At 60.1% G+C, this 21,207-nt stretch carries 20 protein-coding genes and 3 pseudogenes; 21 read left to right on the forward strand and 2 right to left on the reverse strand.

From position 1 onward, the window contains the following. Positions 1-249: 249 nt before the first annotated feature. Positions 250-603, reverse strand: coding sequence for a hypothetical protein (locus tag QQL28_RS33985; RefSeq protein ID WP_284272672.1), 354 nt, complete (start codon positions 601-603; stop codon positions 250-252). A 490-nt stretch (positions 604-1,093) separates the two neighbouring features. Here QQL28_RS33985 and QQL28_RS33990 point away from each other — a divergent pair, with 490 nt between their 5' ends. The 19 genes and pseudogenes from QQL28_RS33990 to QQL28_RS34075 all read left to right on the forward strand — a co-directional run bounded on the left by QQL28_RS33990 (position 1,094) and on the right by QQL28_RS34075 (position 19,152). After that, positions 1,094-1,453, forward strand: a complete 360-nt coding sequence (locus QQL28_RS33990; RefSeq protein ID WP_284272673.1) for a hypothetical protein — start codon at positions 1,094-1,096, stop codon at positions 1,451-1,453. Positions 1,454-2,411: 958 nt separating this feature from the next. Beyond that, positions 2,412-2,627, forward strand: a complete 216-nt coding sequence (locus QQL28_RS33995) for a hypothetical protein (RefSeq protein WP_284272675.1) — start codon at positions 2,412-2,414, stop codon at positions 2,625-2,627. Positions 2,628-2,701: 74 nt separating this feature from the next. Next, entirely contained in the window at positions 2,702-4,027 is a 1,326-nt protein-coding gene (locus tag QQL28_RS34000; protein ID WP_284272677.1) for a DUF3422 family protein, read from the forward strand. Between the two features lie 1,011 nt (positions 4,028-5,038). Then, positions 5,039-6,130 (forward strand): hydrogenase small subunit, encoded by a 1,092-nt coding sequence (locus tag QQL28_RS34005; RefSeq protein WP_284272679.1) that lies wholly within the window; start codon positions 5,039-5,041, stop codon positions 6,128-6,130. A gap of 21 nt (positions 6,131-6,151) precedes the next feature. Then, positions 6,152-7,933 (forward strand): nickel-dependent hydrogenase large subunit, encoded by a 1,782-nt coding sequence (locus QQL28_RS34010; protein ID WP_284272681.1) that lies wholly within the window; start codon positions 6,152-6,154, stop codon positions 7,931-7,933. 15 nt (positions 7,934-7,948) lie between these two features. Beyond that, positions 7,949-8,683 (forward strand): annotated as a pseudogene (gene cybH, locus QQL28_RS34015) (Ni/Fe-hydrogenase, b-type cytochrome subunit); the annotation flags it as partial. Positions 8,684-8,734: 51 nt separating this feature from the next. Next, positions 8,735-9,283 (forward strand): HyaD/HybD family hydrogenase maturation endopeptidase, encoded by a 549-nt coding sequence (locus QQL28_RS34020; protein WP_284272720.1) that lies wholly within the window; start codon positions 8,735-8,737, stop codon positions 9,281-9,283. A 30-nt stretch (positions 9,284-9,313) separates the two neighbouring features. Next, a pseudogene (locus QQL28_RS34025) lies at positions 9,314-9,601 on the forward strand (HypC/HybG/HupF family hydrogenase formation chaperone); the annotation flags it as partial. Between the two features lie 107 nt (positions 9,602-9,708). Then, positions 9,709-10,152, forward strand: coding sequence for a thioredoxin domain-containing protein (locus tag QQL28_RS46300; protein ID WP_431309689.1), 444 nt, complete (start codon positions 9,709-9,711; stop codon positions 10,150-10,152). Next, positions 10,149-11,000, forward strand: coding sequence for a hydrogenase expression/formation protein (locus QQL28_RS34030; protein WP_284272683.1), 852 nt, complete (start codon positions 10,149-10,151; stop codon positions 10,998-11,000). The genes QQL28_RS46300 and QQL28_RS34030 overlap by 4 nt, the downstream gene beginning before the upstream one ends. Further along, complete coding sequence (locus QQL28_RS34035; protein WP_284272685.1) at positions 10,997-11,158, forward strand: hypothetical protein; 162 nt, start codon at positions 10,997-10,999, stop codon at positions 11,156-11,158. The genes QQL28_RS34030 and QQL28_RS34035 overlap by 4 nt, the downstream gene beginning before the upstream one ends. Further along, a complete protein-coding gene (locus tag QQL28_RS34040) occupies positions 11,155-12,240 on the forward strand; it encodes a nickel-dependent hydrogenase large subunit (RefSeq protein WP_284272687.1) in 1,086 nt (361 codons plus the stop codon). Before QQL28_RS34035 ends, QQL28_RS34040 begins: the two co-directional genes overlap by 4 nt. A gap of 1 nt (position 12,241) precedes the next feature. After that, the gene (gene hypA / locus QQL28_RS34045; protein WP_431309690.1) at positions 12,242-12,574 is read left to right on the forward strand and encodes a hydrogenase maturation nickel metallochaperone HypA; all 333 of its coding nucleotides are present in this window, start codon (positions 12,242-12,244) and stop codon (positions 12,572-12,574) included. Next, positions 12,574-13,479 (forward strand): hydrogenase nickel incorporation protein HypB, encoded by a 906-nt coding sequence (hypB, locus tag QQL28_RS34050; protein ID WP_284272691.1) that lies wholly within the window; start codon positions 12,574-12,576, stop codon positions 13,477-13,479. The genes hypA and hypB overlap by 1 nt, the downstream gene beginning before the upstream one ends. Then, positions 13,476-15,737, forward strand: coding sequence for a carbamoyltransferase HypF (hypF, locus tag QQL28_RS34055; RefSeq protein ID WP_284272693.1), 2,262 nt, complete (start codon positions 13,476-13,478; stop codon positions 15,735-15,737). Before hypB ends, hypF begins: the two co-directional genes overlap by 4 nt. After that, the gene (locus tag QQL28_RS34060; protein WP_284272695.1) at positions 15,737-15,973 is read left to right on the forward strand and encodes a HypC/HybG/HupF family hydrogenase formation chaperone; all 237 of its coding nucleotides are present in this window, start codon (positions 15,737-15,739) and stop codon (positions 15,971-15,973) included. The genes hypF and QQL28_RS34060 overlap by 1 nt, the downstream gene beginning before the upstream one ends. Further along, positions 15,970-17,112 (forward strand): hydrogenase formation protein HypD, encoded by a 1,143-nt coding sequence (gene hypD, locus QQL28_RS34065; RefSeq protein WP_284272697.1) that lies wholly within the window; start codon positions 15,970-15,972, stop codon positions 17,110-17,112. The genes QQL28_RS34060 and hypD overlap by 4 nt, the downstream gene beginning before the upstream one ends. Beyond that, complete coding sequence (gene hypE, locus QQL28_RS34070; RefSeq protein WP_284272698.1) at positions 17,109-18,149, forward strand: hydrogenase expression/formation protein HypE; 1,041 nt, start codon at positions 17,109-17,111, stop codon at positions 18,147-18,149. Before hypD ends, hypE begins: the two co-directional genes overlap by 4 nt. Before the next feature lie 730 nt (positions 18,150-18,879). Beyond that, the gene (locus QQL28_RS34075; protein ID WP_284272700.1) at positions 18,880-19,152 is read left to right on the forward strand and encodes a DUF3551 domain-containing protein; all 273 of its coding nucleotides are present in this window, start codon (positions 18,880-18,882) and stop codon (positions 19,150-19,152) included. A 4-nt stretch (positions 19,153-19,156) separates the two neighbouring features. Here QQL28_RS34075 and QQL28_RS34080 read toward each other — a convergent pair. Beyond that, positions 19,157-19,396 (reverse strand): annotated as a pseudogene (locus QQL28_RS34080) (IS481 family transposase); the annotation flags it as partial. 226 nt (positions 19,397-19,622) lie between these two features. Between QQL28_RS34080 and QQL28_RS34085 the strand changes: the two are divergent. Beyond that, positions 19,623-19,964, forward strand: a complete 342-nt coding sequence (locus tag QQL28_RS34085; RefSeq protein ID WP_284272702.1) for a helix-turn-helix domain-containing protein — start codon at positions 19,623-19,625, stop codon at positions 19,962-19,964. A 252-nt stretch (positions 19,965-20,216) separates the two neighbouring features. Beyond that, positions 20,217-20,633, forward strand: coding sequence for a HipA domain-containing protein (locus tag QQL28_RS34090; protein WP_284272704.1), 417 nt, complete (start codon positions 20,217-20,219; stop codon positions 20,631-20,633). Positions 20,634-21,207 lie beyond the last annotated feature (574 nt).

Here is a 21,207-nt window from a genome sequence, read left to right on the forward strand (position 1 = left end):
AAAAGACAGCCGACTTCATGCCAAGTGTCCCGAACAACCGCCGCGAAGCTACAAGCCGGACGGCCTTCGCAATATGCGGTCGGAAACGGTAACGGGTTTAGTACTGACAGGCGTTGTGGCGTTCGCAAGACCGTTCGCCCTTGCGAGCCGCCGCGGCCAGCTATCTTTCGACCTGTAGAATACTGAGCGTGCCATCGTGCTGCTCGTCGCCCGCGACGTCTAGTATGAAATCAGAGGGGGCTCCGGAGGTCAAATGCTGTAAGCGAAGTACGAGTCTTCGTTGTGGTCGAACATGTGAACTTCACGACGCTCGACTTTCACTGAGAAGTAGGAAGACGTGTCGTGATCAAAGCCGTTGTACGCCCCCGAGCCGTTCGGCATGAGCGTGAAATGCGAATTCTCTCCATGGTGATAGACGTTCGCTAACTCGCCACTAACGTAACAATGGCTGATGTAGTCATACCCGCTAACTCTGCCGTTCTGAACGCAGACGCTGATTCTGTTGTAGGCGTTGGCCTCGTGTTCGTACACCTTGGTGACAAGACGCCCGAGACTGTGAGCCAGAGCGACCGCAGCTGCGGCCGCCCGAATACAGGGTTTCACATTGCCTCCTTGCTGACTGATCGGAGAAACTTGGGGTTAGACGTGGTTTGATGCGCGCCCGAGAGATGCGCCATGTCCACCTCTACGTGGCGTGGCGATTTGTGCCTCAAGAAGCAAGCAGTATGCCGAACCGCGGCTGAAGCGGCTGCGAGCATTCCGTCCAAGGACCGCTTCTCGAAGAATCTGGCGTCCGGGCCATCATGCGCCGAATCTTCGACATGGCAGTGATAAGCGCCTGACGTGAGCCGGCGGTCGTCACCTCGCGAATGTGATGAGGATAATCTCTTCCGAAGAGGGCTTGAATCGGACGTTGCGTCAAGTTGTACCTGGAAGCGAAAGCCCTTTCCAGAAGGCCTCAACCGAAATGACGCGATCCTTCCTTGCTACCATACTATGTTCCATATTCGGTCTGATTGGGATGGTCGGAGTCTCGCTTGCTGGCCCAATCGGACGCTACGACTGCGCCATTGTCGCCACATCTCGATATCCAGTGGGTGATCGCAGTGAACACGACGTCGTCAGCTTCCAATATACGTGCAACGGCGTCGATGGGGTATTCAAAAATGCCGTGATTACAGCAATATCTGTCGTGGAGCTCAATAACGAGGAGGGAGCCTTTTTGGCTTCGTTTAGTCTTCACCGCTCGCCCCATGGTTTTGCAGCTGAGCAGCTTTTGGAAGGCATCGGCGACATCGTCGTAGAGGGCGACAACGCCGTTGGAATTGAAGCGTACGGTAAGACGTCGTTCAAATTCGCATCCGGTACCCTGGAATGTCTCACAGAGAAGACTGTTAAGTTCACGGCCAAGCCCACCGGTTTTGGGCAATTCAGGCTGGAGTTTACGGACTAACCGTTCGTCAACAAAAGCCGCGGGCGCTCACGTGCAAACGGCGCCTTATGTAGCAAAACCTTCTTGTCCTTCATGATTGGCTAGATCTGTAGGTCGGGACGCAGAATCGCCATACGACAGATGCTTCTACGCTTTGAGCGTGAGCGGCAGGGGTTCAACGGTGTGTGCGACATCCAATGTTTCTCGCATTGAGCTGCTGGCACGCTACAGGAGTTATGTATATCCGCCGGTGAAGCGACGCCTGTCCACCGCCGTTCCGCGGAGAAGCTAATTTGCAGCGGTTGAGAGGCAGGCCTTCCAGGGGTGGGCATGTTAACGCCGGCTCAGGTGCAAGGCGTTCATATTCGCGCGCCCTTTAGCCATCAAGTGGCCATGGCCGCGTCAAGATCTTTGATCGATCGCTTCGATACGACAACTCCAAAGCGTTCAACCAGCACGTCGAGTGCAACTGGAAACGCCCGCACGGTGCCTTGCCCGAGGACGGGGCGCCTTTTGGCGCGACCAATCAGGTCCAATTCGCCCAAGAGAGAACGAATGCGGCGGTCTGAGGAGCTTGGTTAGATGCTGTGGAGCGTTACTCGCTTCTGCGTATCGAACAAGCTGAATCGAAGAAAGAATGCAGGTCGGAACCTCCGACAATTAGCTGACTGATCTCGCTGAATCGCATTAATAGCCGACCGATGCGCGATGGCTCCTTCGGCGCAACATGCCGTACCAGAACTTGAACCATGTCCGTTCGAGCGCACGTCACTTGCGAGATCCGCGCGGATCCTTCTGTTCGACGTCGTGCGTCCGGCTGTCCGACCGCAAACGTGCCAATGTCAACAAGTTAGCAAGTTGTCGGCAGACTGTGCCGGAAAGGCAACACGCGTGTTCGTGTTTGCCACTGGCCCAAATCCTGCACCGCACAAAAAGAGCGACGTTGGGGCTTACGAAACGGAGGCCTATTTGAAACTCTATGTATCAAAGCGTCGATGCCGACGCGGCTCCACTGCTGGTGAACAATGGCGGCAATTCGCCCAAGAGGCTGGACGGCGCAAAGCTGATGGCCCCCATGACTTCAGCAGAGGCCTCGATGACGTGGTTCGAGATCAATTGGCTGGCGCCGATCTGGGTCGCGCAAGTACTCTTTCGCGAGCTGAGGACCGTCATTCCGTCCTTGATCGTTTGCTAGCGGGCGTACCGATTTGGCGTCGCCGGCGATCCGGCTCGCGGTGATGCGGGGCGTTGCGGGCTCGGGAGATCTCGATGGTCGATCAATTGGATTTGGCATCATTCAAGCTGCATCCCGAGCGGGAGGCAGTACTCGGGGAAGTGCATGCACGCCCGTTTACCGGTCTAGTTTCGTCTCTCGGCATGGTGCGCTTCGTGTTTCTCGCAAAGGGCGACGACGCCGCAAGCGATCGCCGCCGGTTTATCGATTTCTGTCGGGAGCACAAGGTGACCCCGCCCGAGCCGTCCGCTAAACATCATCAGATCGGAGTCGGGCCAGTGGTGCTACGCTGGGAGCAGCATGCCGAATTTGCAACGTTCACTTGGATCTGGAGCACCGCGAACGGTCCAGCCGCCCGCCAATTTGGCGACGTCCGTGCCTCCGCTCAATCATTAATCCGTGGACTATCGCAAGCTGGAGAATTGCTCGCCGCGATCAAGTTAGAGGCAGAGCGGGGCGCCTGTCCGGTCGAGCGGGCCGAGCAGATTTTTGACAAAAGTAGCCTCGCGATGGTTAACGTCAAGGGCGGGGCAGGCGTTGTAGCCTCCGATTTTCGCGCTGACGATAAAGGTTTCACGAGAATTCTGGTCTACGACCGCGGACTGACGCCGCACGATCTCGGCGCGCTGGTGCAACGTCTGTTAGAAATCGAGACCTATCGCTCCCTAGCGCTGCTCGGTCTATCAACTGCGCTCGAGCTGGCGCCATCGGTCGATCAAATCGATCGTCGCCTCGTAGAGGTGCTCGAAGAGATGCAGGGCGCGGAAGGGCTAAAAGTCAACAACCATCTCCTTGAGGAACTGACAGCGCTGGCAGTCTCGTTCGAAAGAGACGTGGCCGGCAGTTTGTTCCGTTTCGGTGCCAGCCGAGCATACAACGAGCTGGTGCAATCGCGATTGTCGATCGTTGAAGGCGAGGGTGTCGCGGATTATCCGACTTGGTCGTCCTTCCTGGCGCGCCGTATGGCGCCTGCGATACGAACCTGTGCGACGATGGAGGAGCGTCAGGCAAATTTATCGGACAAGCTGGCACGCGCCGCGGATCTGCTACGAACACGCGTGGATGTCGAAATCGAGCAACAGAATCGCGACCTTTTGCGATCGATCAACGAACGATCGAGGCAGCAGCTTCGCCTGCAGTCCACGGTCGAGGGATTGTCGGTCGGGGCCATTGGATACTATGTGGTCAGCCTGTTCGGCTATCTCGCCAAAGGCGCCCACGATGTTGGACTGCACGTAGAGCCGGCGTCCGTAACCGCGGCTTTCGTGCCGATCGCCGTCGGCGTGATCTGGCTGGTTAGTTACAATGTTCGGAAACGACACCTTAAGCCAGAGGACGCATCGTCCAGGGCTCGCGAGTAGAGTTTCCTGAGACAACATCGATCGCGCGGTCCTGCAGCTTGGGCGAGGTCGGCGACGGAATATTCTACGGTCGCGGCCACCTTGCGTGCTAGCTTTGCGAAGGACGATAGGTTTGGTGGGCTAAATTAATGCTCATGAGAGGGCGTCCTCTGGTCGCTTGTTGAAAAGCGAACGATTGGCGGACTAAGTGGCGTGAGTTTCTCGATCGCCAGACAACGCTGGATTCGATAGTTCGATAGCGCCGAACAGATGTGGGACAACCGAGCCGGAGATTTCGTCGTAGCGGTCTTGATGAAGGTTTTGTTCTGGGCGCTGGGCCAAGCGTATGCAGGCTGTGGCGATAAGCAATGCGGGCGCTTTCGATCGGGTCCCGATAAGAAAGCTTGCCTAAATGATGCCTCCGTCTGGCACGCTGCTTGCTCTGCCAAACACAACATCACCAGGCCCCCCATGGTGGTGTTGGGGCGGACTCGGCGCATCCCAGGTCCAGGCGTCGGGGCCGCCCCGCTGCGCATGTTCGGGTATAGGCGGAGATACACGTCTGCACAGCGCTAATGTTGATTACGCCACATCTCAGACAATTTTGACAGAGATTCGACCCACACAAAGCCGATACCGTTCCGTTCACATCGGCAAGCCAGGGTGTCATTTAGAACGTCACTGCTTTCTGTAAAAGGCGCCTGAAGTCCCGTTCCATGGCGCATGCCAAGCCGCCGATTTGGAGCAGACCCAGCAAGGGACGTGAAGGAAAGTCGCCATTCATGGCTGATCGCGTAGTTTCCCCGCGCTAAGTTATCCTTATCGTCTGCATGAACCAATGTTGGGATCGGCCGATTGCCATTCGCTGTGCTCGTTTGTCGTGATTCCGACGTCGTCGTGCGCCTGTTTGGTCGACCAAAATCCTAACAAACGGGAACGTCTTCAGTTCGCGCATACCCGGCGCCATTGGCCTGCTTCTTGCTGTTCGCTTCATCGATAACTCATCAATCGGCCCAATAGCTGGGGAGGCTCATGGGAGCAGCGACGGAAACGTTTTATGGCGTGATCAGACGACAGGGTATCACCCGTCGAAACTTTCATAAATTCTGCAGCCTGACCGCGACGAGCCTCGGGCTTGGGCCGCTGGCGGCGAGCCGCATCGCAAATGCGCTTGAAACAAAGCCGCGCATACCGGTGATCTGGATGCACGGGCTCGAATGCACCTGCTGCTCGGAGAGCTTTATCCGCTCAGCCCATCCCTTGATGAAGGATATCGTGCTATCGATGATCTCGCTTGACTATGACGATACCATCATGGCCGCTGCTGGCCATCAAGCGGAAGCGATTCTCGAAGAGACCCGTGCCAAGTATAAGGGTCAGTATGTACTCGCGGTCGAGGGCAATCCGCCGCTGAACGAGGGCGGCATGTTTTGCATTCACGCCGGCAAGCCATTCGTCGAGAAGTTGAAGATGATGGCCGAGGACGCGATGGCGGTCATCGCCTGGGGCTCCTGCGCTGCATGGGGCTGCGTTCAGGCGGCAAGGCCCAATCCGACGCAGGCTACGCCCATCGACAAGGTCATCACCAACAAGCCTATCATCAAGGTGCCGGGTTGCCCGCCGATCGCGGAAGTGATGACGGGCGTAGTGACCTTCATCACCACCTTTGGCAAGCCCCCTGAACTCGACCGGCAGGGCCGGCCGAAGATGTTCTACTCGCAGCGCATTCACGACAAATGCTACCGACGGGCGCATTTCGACGCAGGCCAATTCGTCGAGGAATGGGACGATGAGGCGGCGCGCAAAGGATATTGCCTCTACAAGATGGGCTGCAAGGGGCCGACGACATACAACGCCTGTTCGTCAGTGCGCTGGAACGGCGGCGTCTCTTTTCCGATCCAGTCGGGCCACGGCTGCATCGGCTGCTCAGAAGATGGCTTCTGGGACAAGGGCTCGTTCTACGACCGCCTCACCAACATCAAGCAATTTGGTATCGAGAAAAATGCGGACCAGATCGGTATGGTGGCGGCTGGCGCCGTCGGCGCAGGGATCGGCGTACATGCGGCGGTGACGGCCCTCAAGCGCTACGCCGGTAAACGCGATGATGCGAACCGGCGTCACTGAGTGTTTTGAGGTAAGGCAAAAGTGGAACTCCACGGATCCCAGGGATTCAAGCCCGGCAAGCGCATCGTGGTCGACCCGGTAACCCGGATCGAAGGTCACATGCGGGTCGAGGTCAATGTCGACTCCAACAACGTGATCCGCAACGCGGTCTCGTCGGGCACGATGTGGCGGGGCATCGAAATCATCCTGAACGGCCGCGATCCGCGCGACGCTTGGGCCTTCACCGAGCGGATCTGCGGCGTCTGCACCGGAACGCATGCGCTCACCTCGGTCCGTGCGGTTGAGAACGCGCTGAGCATCGCCATTCCGGAGAATGCCAACTCGATCCGAAACATCATGCAGCTGTGCCTCCAGGTGCATGATCATCTCGTGCATTTCTATCACCTGCACGCGCTCGACTGGGTCGATGTGATGTCGGCATTGAAGGCCGATCCAAAGGCGACCTCTGCGCTGGCGCAATCGATCTCGTCCTGGCCGTTGTCCTCTCCCGGCTACTTCAAAGACCTCCAGATCCGGCTGACAAAGTTCGTCGAGTCCGGTCAGCTCGGTCCGTTCAAGTCCGGCTATTGGGGGCATGCCGCCTACAAGCTGCCGCCGGAGGCGAACCTGATGGCAGTCGCGCACTATCTGGAAGCGCTCGATTTCCAGAAGGACATCGTCAAGATCCACGCCATATATGGCGGCAAGAATCCACATCCCAACTGGCTGGTGGGCGGGGTATCCTGCGCGATCAATGTCGATGGCACCGGCGCGGTCGGCGCCATCAACATGGAGCGGCTGAACCTCGTCTCGTCCGTCATCGATCGCTGCATCGAGTTCACCGAAAAGGTCTACCTGCCCGACATCGTCACGATTGGCTCCTTCTACAAGAACTGGCTCTATGGCGGCGGGCTCTCTGGCAAGAACGTCATGGCCTATGGCGACATTCCGGAGAACGCCAACGACTATTCTGCGAAGAACCTGAAACTGCCGCGCGGTGTGATCATCAACGGCAATCTCAACGAGGTGCTGCCGCTCGACCATGCCGATCCCGAGCAGATACAGGAGTTTGTCAGTCACTCCTGGTATAAATATGACGATGAGTCTAAGGGCCGACATCCCTGGGACGGCATCACCGAACCGAACTACTTGCTCGGTCCCAATGCCAAGGGCACCAAGACCGACATCAAGGAGCTCGACGAAGGCGGCAAGTATTCCTGGATCAAGGCTCCGCGGTGGCGCGGAAATGCCGTCGAGGTCGGGCCGCTCGCCCGCTACATCGTGGGCTGCGCGCAGAACAAGCCCGAATTCAAGGAGCCGACCGAAAAGCTGCTTAAGACGCTCGGCCTGCCGGCCACCGCATTGTTTTCCACTCTCGGCCGCACCGCGGCACGCGCGCTGGAATGCGAATGGGCGGCCAACCAGATGCGCTATTTTCAGGACAAGCTGGTGGCACGCATCAAGGCGGGCGACTCTTCAACTGCCAATATCGACAAATGGGAGCCGGAGAGCTGGCCGAAGGAAGCCAGGGGCTATGGTTTCACCGAGGCGCCGCGTGGCGCGCTCGCGCACTGGATCAAGATCAAGGAGATGAAGATCGACAACTACCAGTGCGTGGTGCCGACCACCTGGAACGGATCGCCACGGGATCCCAAGGGCAACATCGGCGCCTTTGAAGCTGCGCTGATGGATACGCCGATGGCGGCGCCGGAACAGCCCCTGGAGATCCTACGTACGATCCACTCCTTCGATCCCTGCCTTGCGTGCTCGACCCACGTGATGAGCCCGGACGGTCAGGAAATGGCAGCCGTCAGAGTCAGGTAAAGAGGCAGGAACGTCATGATGGATGCAGGTTCACGTCCGGCAGAGTCAGAGCTGGCCTCTGCAGCAATCGCGCTTGATGCCGCTGGCGAACAAGCCGCCGCTCGGCCCACCATCTATGTCTACGAAGCGCCGGTTCGGACCTGCCACTGGGTGAATGCGTTGTCGATCCTGGTTCTTATGGTGAGCGGCTATCTGATCGGCACACCGCCGCCGATGGTCGCGGCGTCCGGCAATTTCGTGATTGGCTACATCCGGTTTGCTCATTTCGCGGCGGCGCAGGTGCTCGCGGTATTCTTTCTCGTACGTATCCTATGGGCCTTGTTCGGGAACCATCACTCACGGCAGATTTTCTACATTCCGGTGCATCGCAAGCAGTTCTGGAAGGACGTCTTGCACGAGATTCGCTGGTACGCCTTCCTGGAACGCGAACCTAAGATATATGTCGACCACAATCCCCTGGCGCAGACCGCGATATTCACGGGCTTCACGCTGTTGGTCCCCTTCATGATCGTCACAGGCTTTGCGCTCTTTTCGGAAGGCGCGGGGATCGACAGCTGGCAGCACGAGCTGTTTGGTTGGGTGTTCGCCCTTTGGCCGAACAGCCACGACGTTCACACTTGGCATCGTCTCGGCATGTGGGCGCTCACCATATTCTTGATGGTCCATATCTATGCCGCCGTCCGCGAAGACATCATGTCGCCCCAGAGCATCATCTCCTCGATGATCTCGGGTGTACGCCAGTGCCGCGACAACAGGAGAAGAGGAGCGGCGCCGATATGTTCAAAGCCAAGGCGCGTCCTTTTGCTCGGTATCGGCAACATTCTTTGGGCAGATGAAGGGTTTGGGGTGCGTGCAGTGGAGGAATTCCATCACCGCTACGCCGTACCCGCTGAGGTCACAATCCTGGACGGTGGTACGCAGGGGCTCCAACTCGTGAACTATCTTCAGGAATCCCACCGCCTGATCGTATTCGACGCGATCGATTATGGCCTGGAGCCTGGAGAGTTGAAGCTCGTGCGTGACGAGGAGGTGCCGCGCTTCACGGGTGTCAGGAAGATGAGCCTGCATCATACCGGCTTTCAGGAAGTTATCAGTGCATGTTGCCTGCTCGGACATTGCCCGAAACATCTCGTGTTGATCGGCTGCCAGCCGCTAGCCCTCGATGACTGGGGTGGGCCCCTGACGCCGGCCGTGCGTAATCAGATTGGCCCTGCGGTCGAGCTCGCCAGATTTATTCTAGTGGAGTGGGGTGTGCAGGTGACGCCACGTATCACACCGTTACGGAAATCCGAATGGTTGCTCGCAAATGGTATCGATCATTTGCATTACGAGATGAGAGCGCGGACCTGAACGGGTAGCGAGTTGTCGGAGACGTCGCAGATGTGTCTTGGTTTGCCAATGACGATTATCGAAACCGACGGCATTTCTGCGCTTTGCGAGTTTCGCGGCAAACGACGTCTCGTCTGGGTGTTCTTGCTCTCCGGTCCGATTGCCGGCGCCAAGGTACTCGTCCATGTCGACACTGCGGTCCGGCTGTTGGACGATGAAGAGGCGCAGCTAATTGGCGATGCTATTGAAGGCATTGGCGCAGCGCTCAGCGAGGAGGATTGCGACCGTTTCTTCGCCGACCTGATCGACCGCGAGCCGAAATTGCCCGTGCATCTCCGGCTCGATCAGGCCTGTGGTCACCTCCGACATCCTAATACGAACCGCGTGACAAACACCGACCTCAAGGAAACTACAGTCGAAGCTGGAGGACAAGCCTGTGATTCAAGATGACTGTCAGTCGTTTACGACGCCGATCGTTCCAACTAGAAATATTGCTTCGTAGCACAATTGATGTGGCTTTCTTTACTCGCGTTCGGCGAGGCAGGTGCGGTGTTAATGCTGTGGTTTATAGGCGTCCCGCACGCCTTGCCGAAGCGACCGGCGGTGGCTTCATTATGCCTGAGTTGATCATGACTTTCGCAGCGGAGGTGCATGGCGTGGTTATTGCATGCAAGGCCAAGAGAGAGCTCGGTCAGCGCTTTGGGCTGCGCGTACGACCGATAATGAACCGTCTCACCAAGGGAGAAACACTCGGGTTGATCGCAAACATCCAGAACTGGTCGATTCATATCGTCCGCATCGCCAAGCTGATCAGGCGACCCCGCCGAGGCTCGACCGCAGGGGTAAAAGCAATCGTCGCGTACCATAGGTCTCACGGTGTCCGACTATGAAGGCGGGTTTGAGCACAGCGGCTGACGACAAAGAGCAGCCGATGCGCGCCGGGGAGGGTCCGAACGCGGCGGGGCGAAGCCGGAGCGCCGCGGGCGCCTTGCTAGAGCTTGACATGCTCGATGGTGCCGAGCTCGCAAGGAGCTGCCCGAATGCTATCGAGCTCCTGTCGAATATAACTGAAGCCATCGCGAGCCAGAAGACAGATGCGCCTACGCGGCTGTTCCGGCTTGGTGATTTCAATCATCTCGAACGCGAGCTCCTCGCTGGCATCATCGGTGAAGGCGAGGTGGCTGGCGTCGTCGCGCTGCCGGGTGGATCGCTGGTGCAGATCCAGGAGGCGGTGCTTACAGGCCTATGGCACGTGCGGATCGAGACCGATTCTCTCCATGAGTATCTCGAGGTCGGAGCGATCCCGGAGATCGTGAAACGGGCGGCCGCGGATCTGACAGCCGCGGACTTCGAGATAGGCCAGCCGCCGGAAGGCGCCATGAACGTGCTGCCAGTGCTCGCCGAAATCCACGAGCGGGCGCTTGCCTGGCGGCCTGGCATGCGCTCGCTGATCATCAACTTCACGCTGCTGCCGATGAGCCCGATCGACATGAGCTTCCTGCAGGAGACGATCAGGATTGGGCCAATCCAGCTCGTCTCGCGCGGTTACGGTACCTGCCGCGTGCTCGCGACCGGAATCCGCAATGTCTGGTCGGTGCAGTTCTTCAACGCCATGGACACCATCATCCTCGATACGCTCGAGGTCGGCGGCGTGCCGACGGTCGCGATCGCGGCTGACGAGGATTTCGAGGATTCGGCCGAGCAGCTCAGGGAAATTATCGAGGTCTATTTCAAATGAGGGGGTTTGATAATTTCGGCGTGCGGCTGGATGTTAGGGAGCTCACGCGGCTCCAATGCAGCATCTGCTGGGTCGGCTATGCCCCCGTCGGCGCGCCCGCGACGAGCGCGATCGACAGCCGCTTCCTGCGCGGTGTCCTGACGGAGCCGCGCGGATGAGCCTGGGCTTCCGCAACGAGATCGGCATCACGGTGTGGCTCGCGGGGTGCTCGATTGCCGACGTCGCGATCCTACCGCGCAGCCGGCCGCCCGTCATGCGCCTGTTTGCGGGCAGGCCGCCATCGTCAGTGCTCCCAGTGCTGCCTCGGCTGTTCTCACTTTGCGCGGTCGCGCAGCAGGTGGCTTATCTGTCGGCGGTCGAAGCTGCGCGGGGTGAAGATGCCGCCGCAGAGACGGTGCAGCGCCGCGTCACCGCGGTCGTTGCAGAACGATTGACGGAATTGGTGCGCGGCCTGTTCGTCGGGCAGCTCGCGCTTGACGGCACCGGCACTGCAGCCGTGCGCGCGCTGATGCAAGCGGCCACGGTTCTTGGCCGCGTCGCCAGCAAAGGCGCGAGAGGGGGAGCGATGCATGAGGCGGTGTCGCAGATCAGATCCGCACTGATCGCGCTCTGGAATCAACCCCCGGAACCAGGCCGTGCAGGGGCGGCGACGCCTCTTGCGAGCTTCGATGCTGATGCGCTGTCGTTTCCGGCCGTCGAGCAGTCATTCCTGTCGGTCGCTGATGACCCCGACGTTGTTGTGCGGTTGCTCACCGAGGGCGCGAGCTTTTCGGGCGCGCCCGAACTTCACGGTCGGATTCCGGAGACCGGCGTCTGGGCCCGCAGGTCCGGGCGCGAGCAGAGTCTGCCGCTGGATGCTGGTCCAGCCGAGCGCCTCAAGGCGCGGGTCGCCGAAGTGGCTCGTCTCCTCGCCTGGCTTGACGACGCCGAGCGGGATCCCGAAGTCGGCGTTATCGCAAGCTATTCCCTCGGTAACCGCAGGGGGGCGGCCGCGGTCGAATGTGCACGCGGCCGGCTCTACCATGCAATGGAACTCGACGACGAGAACCGCATCGTGCGCTTCGAATTCCTGGCGCCGACCGAATGGAATTTCCACGCTCGTGGGCCGCTGGTCCGAAGCCTCAAGGGCTCGTTGCTCGCCGCCGGCCAGCGCGGACAGGACGCGGTTCGTACCCTCGTCGGGTCGTTTGACCCTTGCGTCGGCTTCAGCCTCAACTTCCACGAGGCCGGCTGTGCATGAGATGGCGCTGTGCGAGGGTATCATTGGGATCGTCGAGGAGGAGGCGCGAAGCCGCTCGTTCTCGAAGGTGAAGGCCGTGTGCCTCGAGATCGGCGCGCTCAGTCACGTCGCACCGGAGGCGATCAAATTCTGCTTCGAGGCCGTCGCTGCGCGGAGCATCGCGCAGGGCGCAAGGCTCGAGATCATCGCGACGCCAGGGATCGCATGGTGCATGGCTTGTTCGCAGGGCGTTGAGATCAAGCAACGTTGCGAGCCGTGTCCATCCTGCGGCAGCTATCAATTGCAGGTGACCGGCGGTGAGGAAATGCGCGTGAAGACATTGGAGGTGGCCTGATGTGTACGGTCTGCGGTTGCAACGACGCCAAGACGCCCATCGAATACGCTCATGACGAACATCATGAGCATGACCAGTTTGGCCGTCATCACCATCATGAACACCGGCAGGATCATCGTCACCACAATCACGACGGCGGATACCACGATCATGTGCACGACGACGCGGGGCTTCTCGATTGCGGCGGAAACCCCGCGGGACAGCAGATTGCGGGCATGAGCAGCGACCGTATCATCCAAGTTGAGCGCGACATTCTGGGCAAGAATGACCGCCTCGCCGCCGAAAACCGCGCCCGCTTCCGCGCCGACGACGTGCTCGCTTTCAATCTTGTCTCGAGCCCCGGCGCCGGAAAGACGTCGCTGCTGGTCCGCGCGATGTCTGATTTGATGGACAGCTTTATGATCGGCGTGATCGAAGGCGATCAGCACACCTCCCACGACGCGGAGCGCATTCGCGCCACTGGCGTGCCGGCCATCCAGGTCAACACCGGAAAGGGTTGTCACCTCGATGCCGCCATGGTCGGTGAGGCCTATGAGCGGCTGCGCTGGCCAAGCGGCGGCATTCTTTTCATCGAGAACGTCGGCAACCTTGTTTGTCCCGCGGCGTTCGATCTCGGTGAAGCCTGCAAGATCGTGGTGCTCTCGACCACCGAGGGCGAGGACAAGCCGCTGAAATACCCGGATATGTTCGCCTCCTCTTCGTTGATGCTGATCAATAAGATCGATCTCGCGCCGGTGCTTGATTTCGATCTTGCCAGGACCATCGAATATGCGCGGCGTGTCAACCCGAAGATTGAGGCGCTAACCGTGTCGGCGCGCACGGGTGAAGGGTTTCCGGCCTTTTATGCCTGGATCCGCAGGCAGGCGGCCGGGGTAAAGCCGGCCGCGGCGGCTGCCGCGGAATGACGATGGTCGACGAAGCCACAGTGCGCGATGGACAACGGCTGCGTCTGCATGTGCGCGGCGCGGTGCAGGGCGTCGGCTTTCGTCCCTATGTCTATGGTCTGGCCAGGCGCTATCGCCTCGGCGGTTTCGTCGCCAACGATCCGCATGGCGTTGTCATCGAGGTCGAGGGTGCGCGCGCATCCGATTTCGTGACCGCGCTACCGCTCGAAAAGCCGCCGCTGGCGCGGATCGACGAGATTTCGGTACAGCCGATCACCGCGGTGGCGAGCGAGGAGTTCTGTATCCGCGCCAGCGAGCAGGGCAGGGTGTCGACGCGGATCGTCGCCGACGCCGCAACCTGCCCGGAGTGCCTGGGCGAGCTGTTCGATCCGGCGAGCCGCTTCCATCTCTATCCCTTCATCAGCTGCACCCATTGCGGTCCACGCTACACCATCACCGAGCAGCTGCCCTATGACCGGGCGGCCACCGCAATGAAGCGCTTTGCGATGTGTGATTCCTGTGCCGCGGAATATGCCGATCCCAACAGCCGCCGTTTTCACGCCGAGGCGATTGCCTGCCCGCAATGCGGCCCAAGGCTTAGCCACCCCGTCGGGGAGATCGCGGCCGCTATTGCCGTGGGCAAGATCGTCGCGATCAAGGGGCTCGGCGGCTATCAGCTCATCTGTGATGCACGCGACGAGGAGGCCGTAAAGCGCCTGCGGCAGCGCAAGCAGCGCGATCAAAAGCCCTTCGCTGTCATGGTCGGCTCAATAGACGCGGTTGCCGAGATCGCCGCTGCCGATGCTGCCGAGCTGGCGTTGCTCCAGACGGTACAGCGGCCGATCGTGCTGATGACGTCGCGTTATCGTCTCGCGCCTGCGATCGCGCCGGAGCTGTCGCGGGTCGGGATCATGCTGCCGCTTATGCCATTGCACCATTTGATTTTCGATGCGCTGAATTCGGGCCATCCGCGGGCCGGCAACAGCTGGGCGATCGTCACAACCAGCGCCAATCTCAGCGGCGAACCGCTGCTGACCGACAACGACCAGGCGACGCGGCGCCTCGCCGGCATCGCCGATCTTATCGTAACCCATGACCGCGACATTGTCATTCGTGCGGACGATTCCGTCGTATCGGTTGTGGCGGGGCGCACGCAGTTTATCCGCCGCGCCCGCGGTTATGTTCCAGAGCCCGTGCGCCTCGCGCGATCCGTACCGTCGATCCTTGCGGTCGGCGGCACCCTGAAATCGACCGTAACAGCTACGCGCGGCAGCGAGGCCTTTGTCTCCCAACACATCGGCGATCTCGATACTGCGGAAGGGGTCCGCTTCTTTGAAGAAGCGGTGCATCACCTGCTTTCGACGCTCGATGTCGAGCCGGTCGTCGTCGCGCATGACCTGCATCCGAACATCGCTTCGACCCGCTTTGCCGAAGCGAGCCGGAGGACGCTGGTCGCAATTCAGCATCATCATGCCCATGCAGCGTCCGTGATGGCGGAACATCGCGTCGAAGGGCCTGTGCTGGCGCTGGTGCTCGACGGGTTCGGCTATGGCGGCGACGCCGGCAATTGGGGTGGTGAGCTTCTGCTGTGCGTGCGCGCGCGCTTCCAGCGGCTCGGTCATCTCGCGCCGCTCAAGATGCCCGGCGGCGACCGCGCCGCGTGCGAGCCGTGGCGGATGGCGGCGAGCGTGCTACACGGCTTGCAGCGCGGCGACGAGATTCCGCGCCGCTTTGCCGCGCAGCCGCAAGCGGCGCGTCTGTCCGCCTTGCTGGATCAGCGTGACGTGCCGAAGACGACGAGCGCCGGCCGGCTATTCGACGCGGCGGCAGGACTGCTTCGGATTTCCCTGGTGCAGAGCTACGAGGGCGAGGTCGCGATGAAGCTGGAAGCGCGTGTTCGCCAGCCCCGCGTTGCGCGGGACGGCTGGGTAATTGAGGACGGCGTGCTCTCACTCTCCCCATTGCTCGAACGGCTGGCGAGCGATGCGCTCGATCCGGCCGACGGCGCCGAACTTTTCCACGGCACGTTCGCCGCCGCCTGTGTCGACTGGATCGCTCGCACGGCGCGGCAGACCGGCATCATGACTGTCGCCTTGAGCGGTGGCTGTTTTGTCAATGCGATCCTGAGCGCCGAGATCGAGCGGGGCTGCCTCGCAGCCGGTCTCGCGCCGCTGCTGCCCCGCCAGGTGCCGCCTAATGATGGCGGCCTGAGCCTGGGGCAAGCCTGGATCGCCGCGCTCCAACTCATCGAACACCAAGACCGGGAAGGAACCACCTGATGTGTCTTGCCATACCCGCAGAGGTGACCAAAATCTTGCCAGATGAGATGGCCGTTGTCTCCATCGATGGCGTCAGCAAGGAGATTTCCATCGCCCTGATCGAGAATCTCGCCATCGGCGACTACGTGATCATTCATGTCGGTTATGCGCTCACTAAGATCGATCCCGAGGAAGCCAGGCGCACACTGGACTTGTTGTGCGAGTTCAGCGCCGAGCGCCAGGAAGCCGTGCAATGAAATATGCCGACGAGTTCCGCGACAAGGAGATCGCGCTGGGGCTGGCGAAAGCGATCCGCGCCGAGGCCGATCTGGCAAGACACTATCGCTTCATGGAATTTTGCGGTGGCCACACGCGCACGATCTCGCGCTACGGCCTCGAGGACATGCTGCCGAACAATGTGCGGATGATCCACGGCCCCGGCTGCCCGGTCTGCGTGCTGCCGGCCGGGCGTATTGACATGGCGATCCATCTCGCGATGCGGCCCGAAGTCATGCTGTGCGTCTATGGCGACCTGATGCGCGTGCCGGGTTCCCAGGGCGCCTCGCTGCTCAAGGCAAAGGCGCGCGGCGCGGATGTCCGCATGGTGTATTCCACCATCGATGCGATCCGGATCGCAGAGGAGAACCCAGCGCGCGAGGTCGTGTTCTTCGCCATTGGCTTTGAGACCACCACGCCGCCGACGGCCATCATGATACGTCTGGCCGAAAAGAAGCGGCTCTCGAACTTTAGCGTGTTTTGCAACCACGTGCTGACGCCGCCAGCGATGCAGAATATTCTGGAGAGCTCCGATATCGACAAGGCCGGCCGCGTCGAGATTGACGGTTTCATCGGGCCAGCCCATGTCTCGATCGTCATTGGCACGACGCCTTACGAGTTTGTCGCGGGGGAATTTGGCAAGCCGGTCGTGATCACCGGTTTCGAGCCGCTCGACATGATGCAGGCGATCCTAATGCTTGTCCGGCAAGTCAACGAGCATCGCCACGAAGTAGAAAATCAGTATCGCCGCGCGGTGATCCGCGGCGGCAATCTGCGCGCTAAGGAGGAGGTCTCCGACATTTTTGAGCTGCGAGACCGGTTCGAATGGCGCGGACTCGGTCGAGTGCCCTACAGCGGGCTGAGGCTGAAGCCTGCTTACACCAAATACGACGCGGAGCTGCGCTTCGCCATGCGCGAGCTGTGCGTTGCCGACGATCCGGCCTGTGAATGCGGCGCCATCCTGCGCGGGATAAAGAAGCCTGTGGATTGCAAGCTGTTCGGGACGGTCTGCACGCCCGAAACGCCTATGGGATCCTGCATGGTCTCCTCGGAAGGTGCCTGCGCCGCGCATTGGATCTATGGCCGTTTCCGCGATCATCAACAGAGGCAGGCGTCATGAGAGGTCATCAGCGCACGCTCGACATCAGGAACGGCTGCATCGACCTATCTCACGGCTCCGGCGGTCGCGCGATGGCGCAGCTAATTTCGGGACTGTTCCACGAGGCCTTCGGCAATGAATGGCTGGCGCGCGGCAACGATCAGTCGGCCTTCGACGTCGGCGGCGGGCGCATGGTGATGACGACCGATGGCTACGTCGTCTCGCCACTGTTCTTCCCGGGCGGGAATATCGGTTCGCTTGCCGTGCACGGCACCGTCAACGACATCGCAATGGCAGGTGCGCGGCCACTTTACATGTCCGCGAGCTTCATCATCGAGGAGGGGTTTCGTTTATCTCACCTCAAGATGATCGCCGAGTCCATGGGGGAAGCGGCGCGAGCGGCCGGCGTCCACATCATCACTGGTGACACCAAGGTGGTCGAGCGCGGCAAGGCCGACGGCCTGTTCATCTCGACAGCCGGCGTCGGTGTGGTGCCTGACGGGCTCGATCTCTCCGCGGAAAACGCGCGCGTCGGAGACCGCGTGCTGATCTCGGGCACGCTCGGCGATCATGGCATCGCCATCATGTCCAAGCGGCAGAACCTCGCCTTTGAAACCGAGATCATGTCGGATTCGGCGTCGCTGCACGACCTCGTAGTTAAGATACTAGAGGCCGGAGCCCACGGCGTCCACCTAATGCGCGACCCCACGCGCGGCGGGCTTGCCGCGACCCTGAACGAGATCGCCCAGCAATCCGACCTCGGCTTTCGCTTGCAGGAAGAGGTAATCCCGGTGAAGCCGGACGTGGCGGCGGCCTGTGAGCTCTTGGGGATCGATCCACTCCATGTCGCCAATGAAGGCAAGCTGGTTGCGATCGTGTCGCCCGAGGTCGCCAATGCTGTGCTCGCCGCCATGCGGGCGCATCCGCTCGGCTGCGATGCCGCCGAGATCGGCGAGGCAATCGCCGATGACCATCATTTCGTGCAGATGGCGACCAGCTTTGGCGGCGGCCGCATCGTTGACTGGCTGTCGGGCGAGCAACTGCCACGCATCTGCTGAGGCTCAAGCATGCAAAGATCCGCGCTCGCCTCGGACAGTACCCAAAGATCGCAACGTCGCTGTCACACAGGATCGACTAGGGAACGTTGGTCCGTGGCATGGACTGGGCCGCGCGCAGCACGAAAGTATCTTCGTGGCGACCCGTGTCGCCGATATGATTGCAAATGCCACAGTAAGAAGCAGGAGCGTACGCATTCGAAGAAGTTATTCCAGAAGCTGTATCGCAATTGTGAAGAAGCTCATATCCTCCTGCGTTGAATGTATTGACGCGCAAGGACCTCGCTAGACCGCTATCCGCAAAGCTCTCAAACCTTGTTTTCCGTTATCGCGCCGCAAGGCAGCAAACCGTCGGCAAATCGCGCCGGAAAACTGCGCTTCTTCCTGGCAATAGCAGGATTTATTGCGACAAATTCGAATAATCATTGATGTATCAGGTGGTCGACCGGGCCAGCCAGGATAGTCGCTTTCCCTCTTGCTGTGCAATCGAGGGCTGTATGATGAATAATCATGACCTTGTTTCCAGCAGCCTGCTGGCGCTAACCGCGGCAGGCCTTGCGCTGCTCTGCTCGAGCCTGCTAGCCTTTGCCTTCATTTGAGATCAACGTAGCGTTCGCGCCTCGCGGCTTCACGTTTGGGCCCCGCAAACGATAGTAACGCGCGATTGACTAGGATCAACAGAACGCAAATCGGATCCATTAGCTTGTAGGAAATCAAGTCAGACGAGGGTCCCATGCGCTATCATCTCCTGTTTGCTGTTGCGCTCGCAGTCCCCACCTTGGTTTTCGCTCAGACAGGTTCGATCGCCGCGCCGCGGGATCGTTCAGGATACACGCCCCCGGCTCAACAAGACGTTTACTGCCTGCAAGGGCGTATCTGGGGATACCCAGGCAATTGCCAGTTCTCGAGCTATGGCCAGTGCATGGCCACCGCGTCCGGCACAGACGCCTATTGCGGTATTAATCCGGTCTACGCTTTCGAGCGCCGCAGATCGCAATCACGCTGATGGCCAGCGTGTAGCGCCGGAAGGCAACGATGATTGCCTCCTCTTCGACTGACGGTACCGTTGATTTGGCGTGCTTGGGGCCGGTCGGGAGGCCGGCGACCGAGGTCCGCTTCTTCCATTTGGCGACCGTCTTCTGGTTGATGCCGCAGCGCTTTGCCAGCGTCCTCAGGCTCGCTTGACTATGCTGTATCGCTCGACGGATCGCCTCTGTCGTCGTGGCGCTCCCATGAAGAACCTGGCCCATAGCGCTTCCTTTGATTCGGTAGACGAGGATGCCCCATCAAAACTTGGGATCAAACATCTAGGACGCCCAAGTAGTTGGATTATCGGGCAAATCTAAACTGGCGCCTTTGGGCGCCAATAACGCTGTTTAAGGCGTCTTAAGGCGCCAAAGAGTTGACTTAGCAGGGGCAGCTATAAGCTGGCGCCATAAGACGCCAAAAGCACGTCTAAGGGAACCTTAAGACGCCATGCCTCCTCGCAGCCAACTGATCAGCGCGCCACCCTCAGCCGTCCAGGAGGCGATCAAGCGATTGGGAAACAATCCTCGCACCGCGCGCCTGCGCCGCAACCTGAGCCATGCGGTACTGGCAGCTAAACTGGGCGTAGATCGTCACGTCATCGCTGACGCTGAGAACGGGAAATTGAGCACCAGTGCCGGCGTGTATGTCGGCATGCTGTGGGCAATGAACCTGCTCTCATCGCTTGCCGACGTTGCCAACCCGAAGAACGATGAGGAGGGGCTCGCTCTAAGCGGCCTCGATGAGAACGAGCGTGCTCGACAGGGGCGAGGACCAAGCAATGCCTTTTGAGGGTGTTTCGTCTACCTCACGCTGCCAGGCCAGACAGAACCGGTTACGGCGGGGCGCTACCAGCTCGACACGACCCGCCAAGGGGCCGGTGTTGGACGATTCGTCTATGGCCGCAGCTACCTCGAGCGAAAGGATCGCGTCGAGTTCGATCCGGTCGAGCTCAAGATTCAAGTCCCTCCGTTCCGGACAACGAAGCTGCGGGGCAATTTTGGTGCCTTGCGGGACAGCTCTCCGGACGCCCGGGGACGCAAGTTGATCGAAACTCGTCTGGGCAATCCGCCGCCGAGCGAAATTCAGTATCTACTGAGTTCACCCGACGATCGCGCCGGCGCCTTGGGCTTTGGTCTTAACGTGCAACCGCCGGCACCTGTTCGTACGTTCAACAAAACGTTGGATTTGGCGCGTTTGATCGAAGTGGCCGACCAGATCGTCGCCGCTGAAAAGGATCTGTCAGCACCAGCAGGTGCTGACGCTGAACAGGCCGAGGCGTTGATGCGTGCGGGCACCTCGATGGGCGGCGCGCCGCCTAAGGCTACTGTCGAGGACGAGGATGCCCTTTGGCTTGCGAAATTCCCGCATCGCGATGATCGCTGGAATAACCCGCGGGTCGAACACGCCATGCTGACCCTTGCTCGCGAGTGCGGGATCTCGTGTGTTGAGGCCAGATGACCACAATTGGCGACAAGAATGTTGTCCTGATCAGATGCAAATCTTGACCACGAGTTCTTCAAACTGACCCTCGTTCAATTCGTAGAGGCGGGTAAGCACGGCGCTTCCAATAGCCATGTTCCAAATAGAATTACGTGACCAGCAACTTGACGCGATTTCGGGCGCCGGTGCGGCCTGCGCGTAATAGGGGAATCACAGCAAGTCACCCTCTGGTTGTACTCTTGGCGCAATGTCGCCGCGCGGATCAATTGGAGAATAGTTGTGCCGGGCGGCCGGACTCGAACCGGTACAGGCCTTGCGTCCCACGGATTGTAAGACTGCTGGCACTGGTAACGTGTGCCGAGCGGGCATGACGCCTTGACTGGGATCACCGTGCCGAGCGCGGGACAAAGTCGCAAGCGCGAAAAACAACTTCTTCGATTCAAACACTCTCCGTACCCGATACTGGAGGCGCGACTACTTCTTCTTAAACTCGCGTGCGCGGCGGCGATCAGGGTGAGACTCCAGCGACAATCAAGGTGAGACTGCGCCGATGGGGACGGACCGAAGGGAGGGCGTAGCCCGACCGGAGGAC

Source organism: Bradyrhizobium iriomotense, assembly GCF_030160715.1.
Classification (GTDB): domain Bacteria; phylum Pseudomonadota; class Alphaproteobacteria; order Rhizobiales; family Xanthobacteraceae; genus Bradyrhizobium; species Bradyrhizobium iriomotense.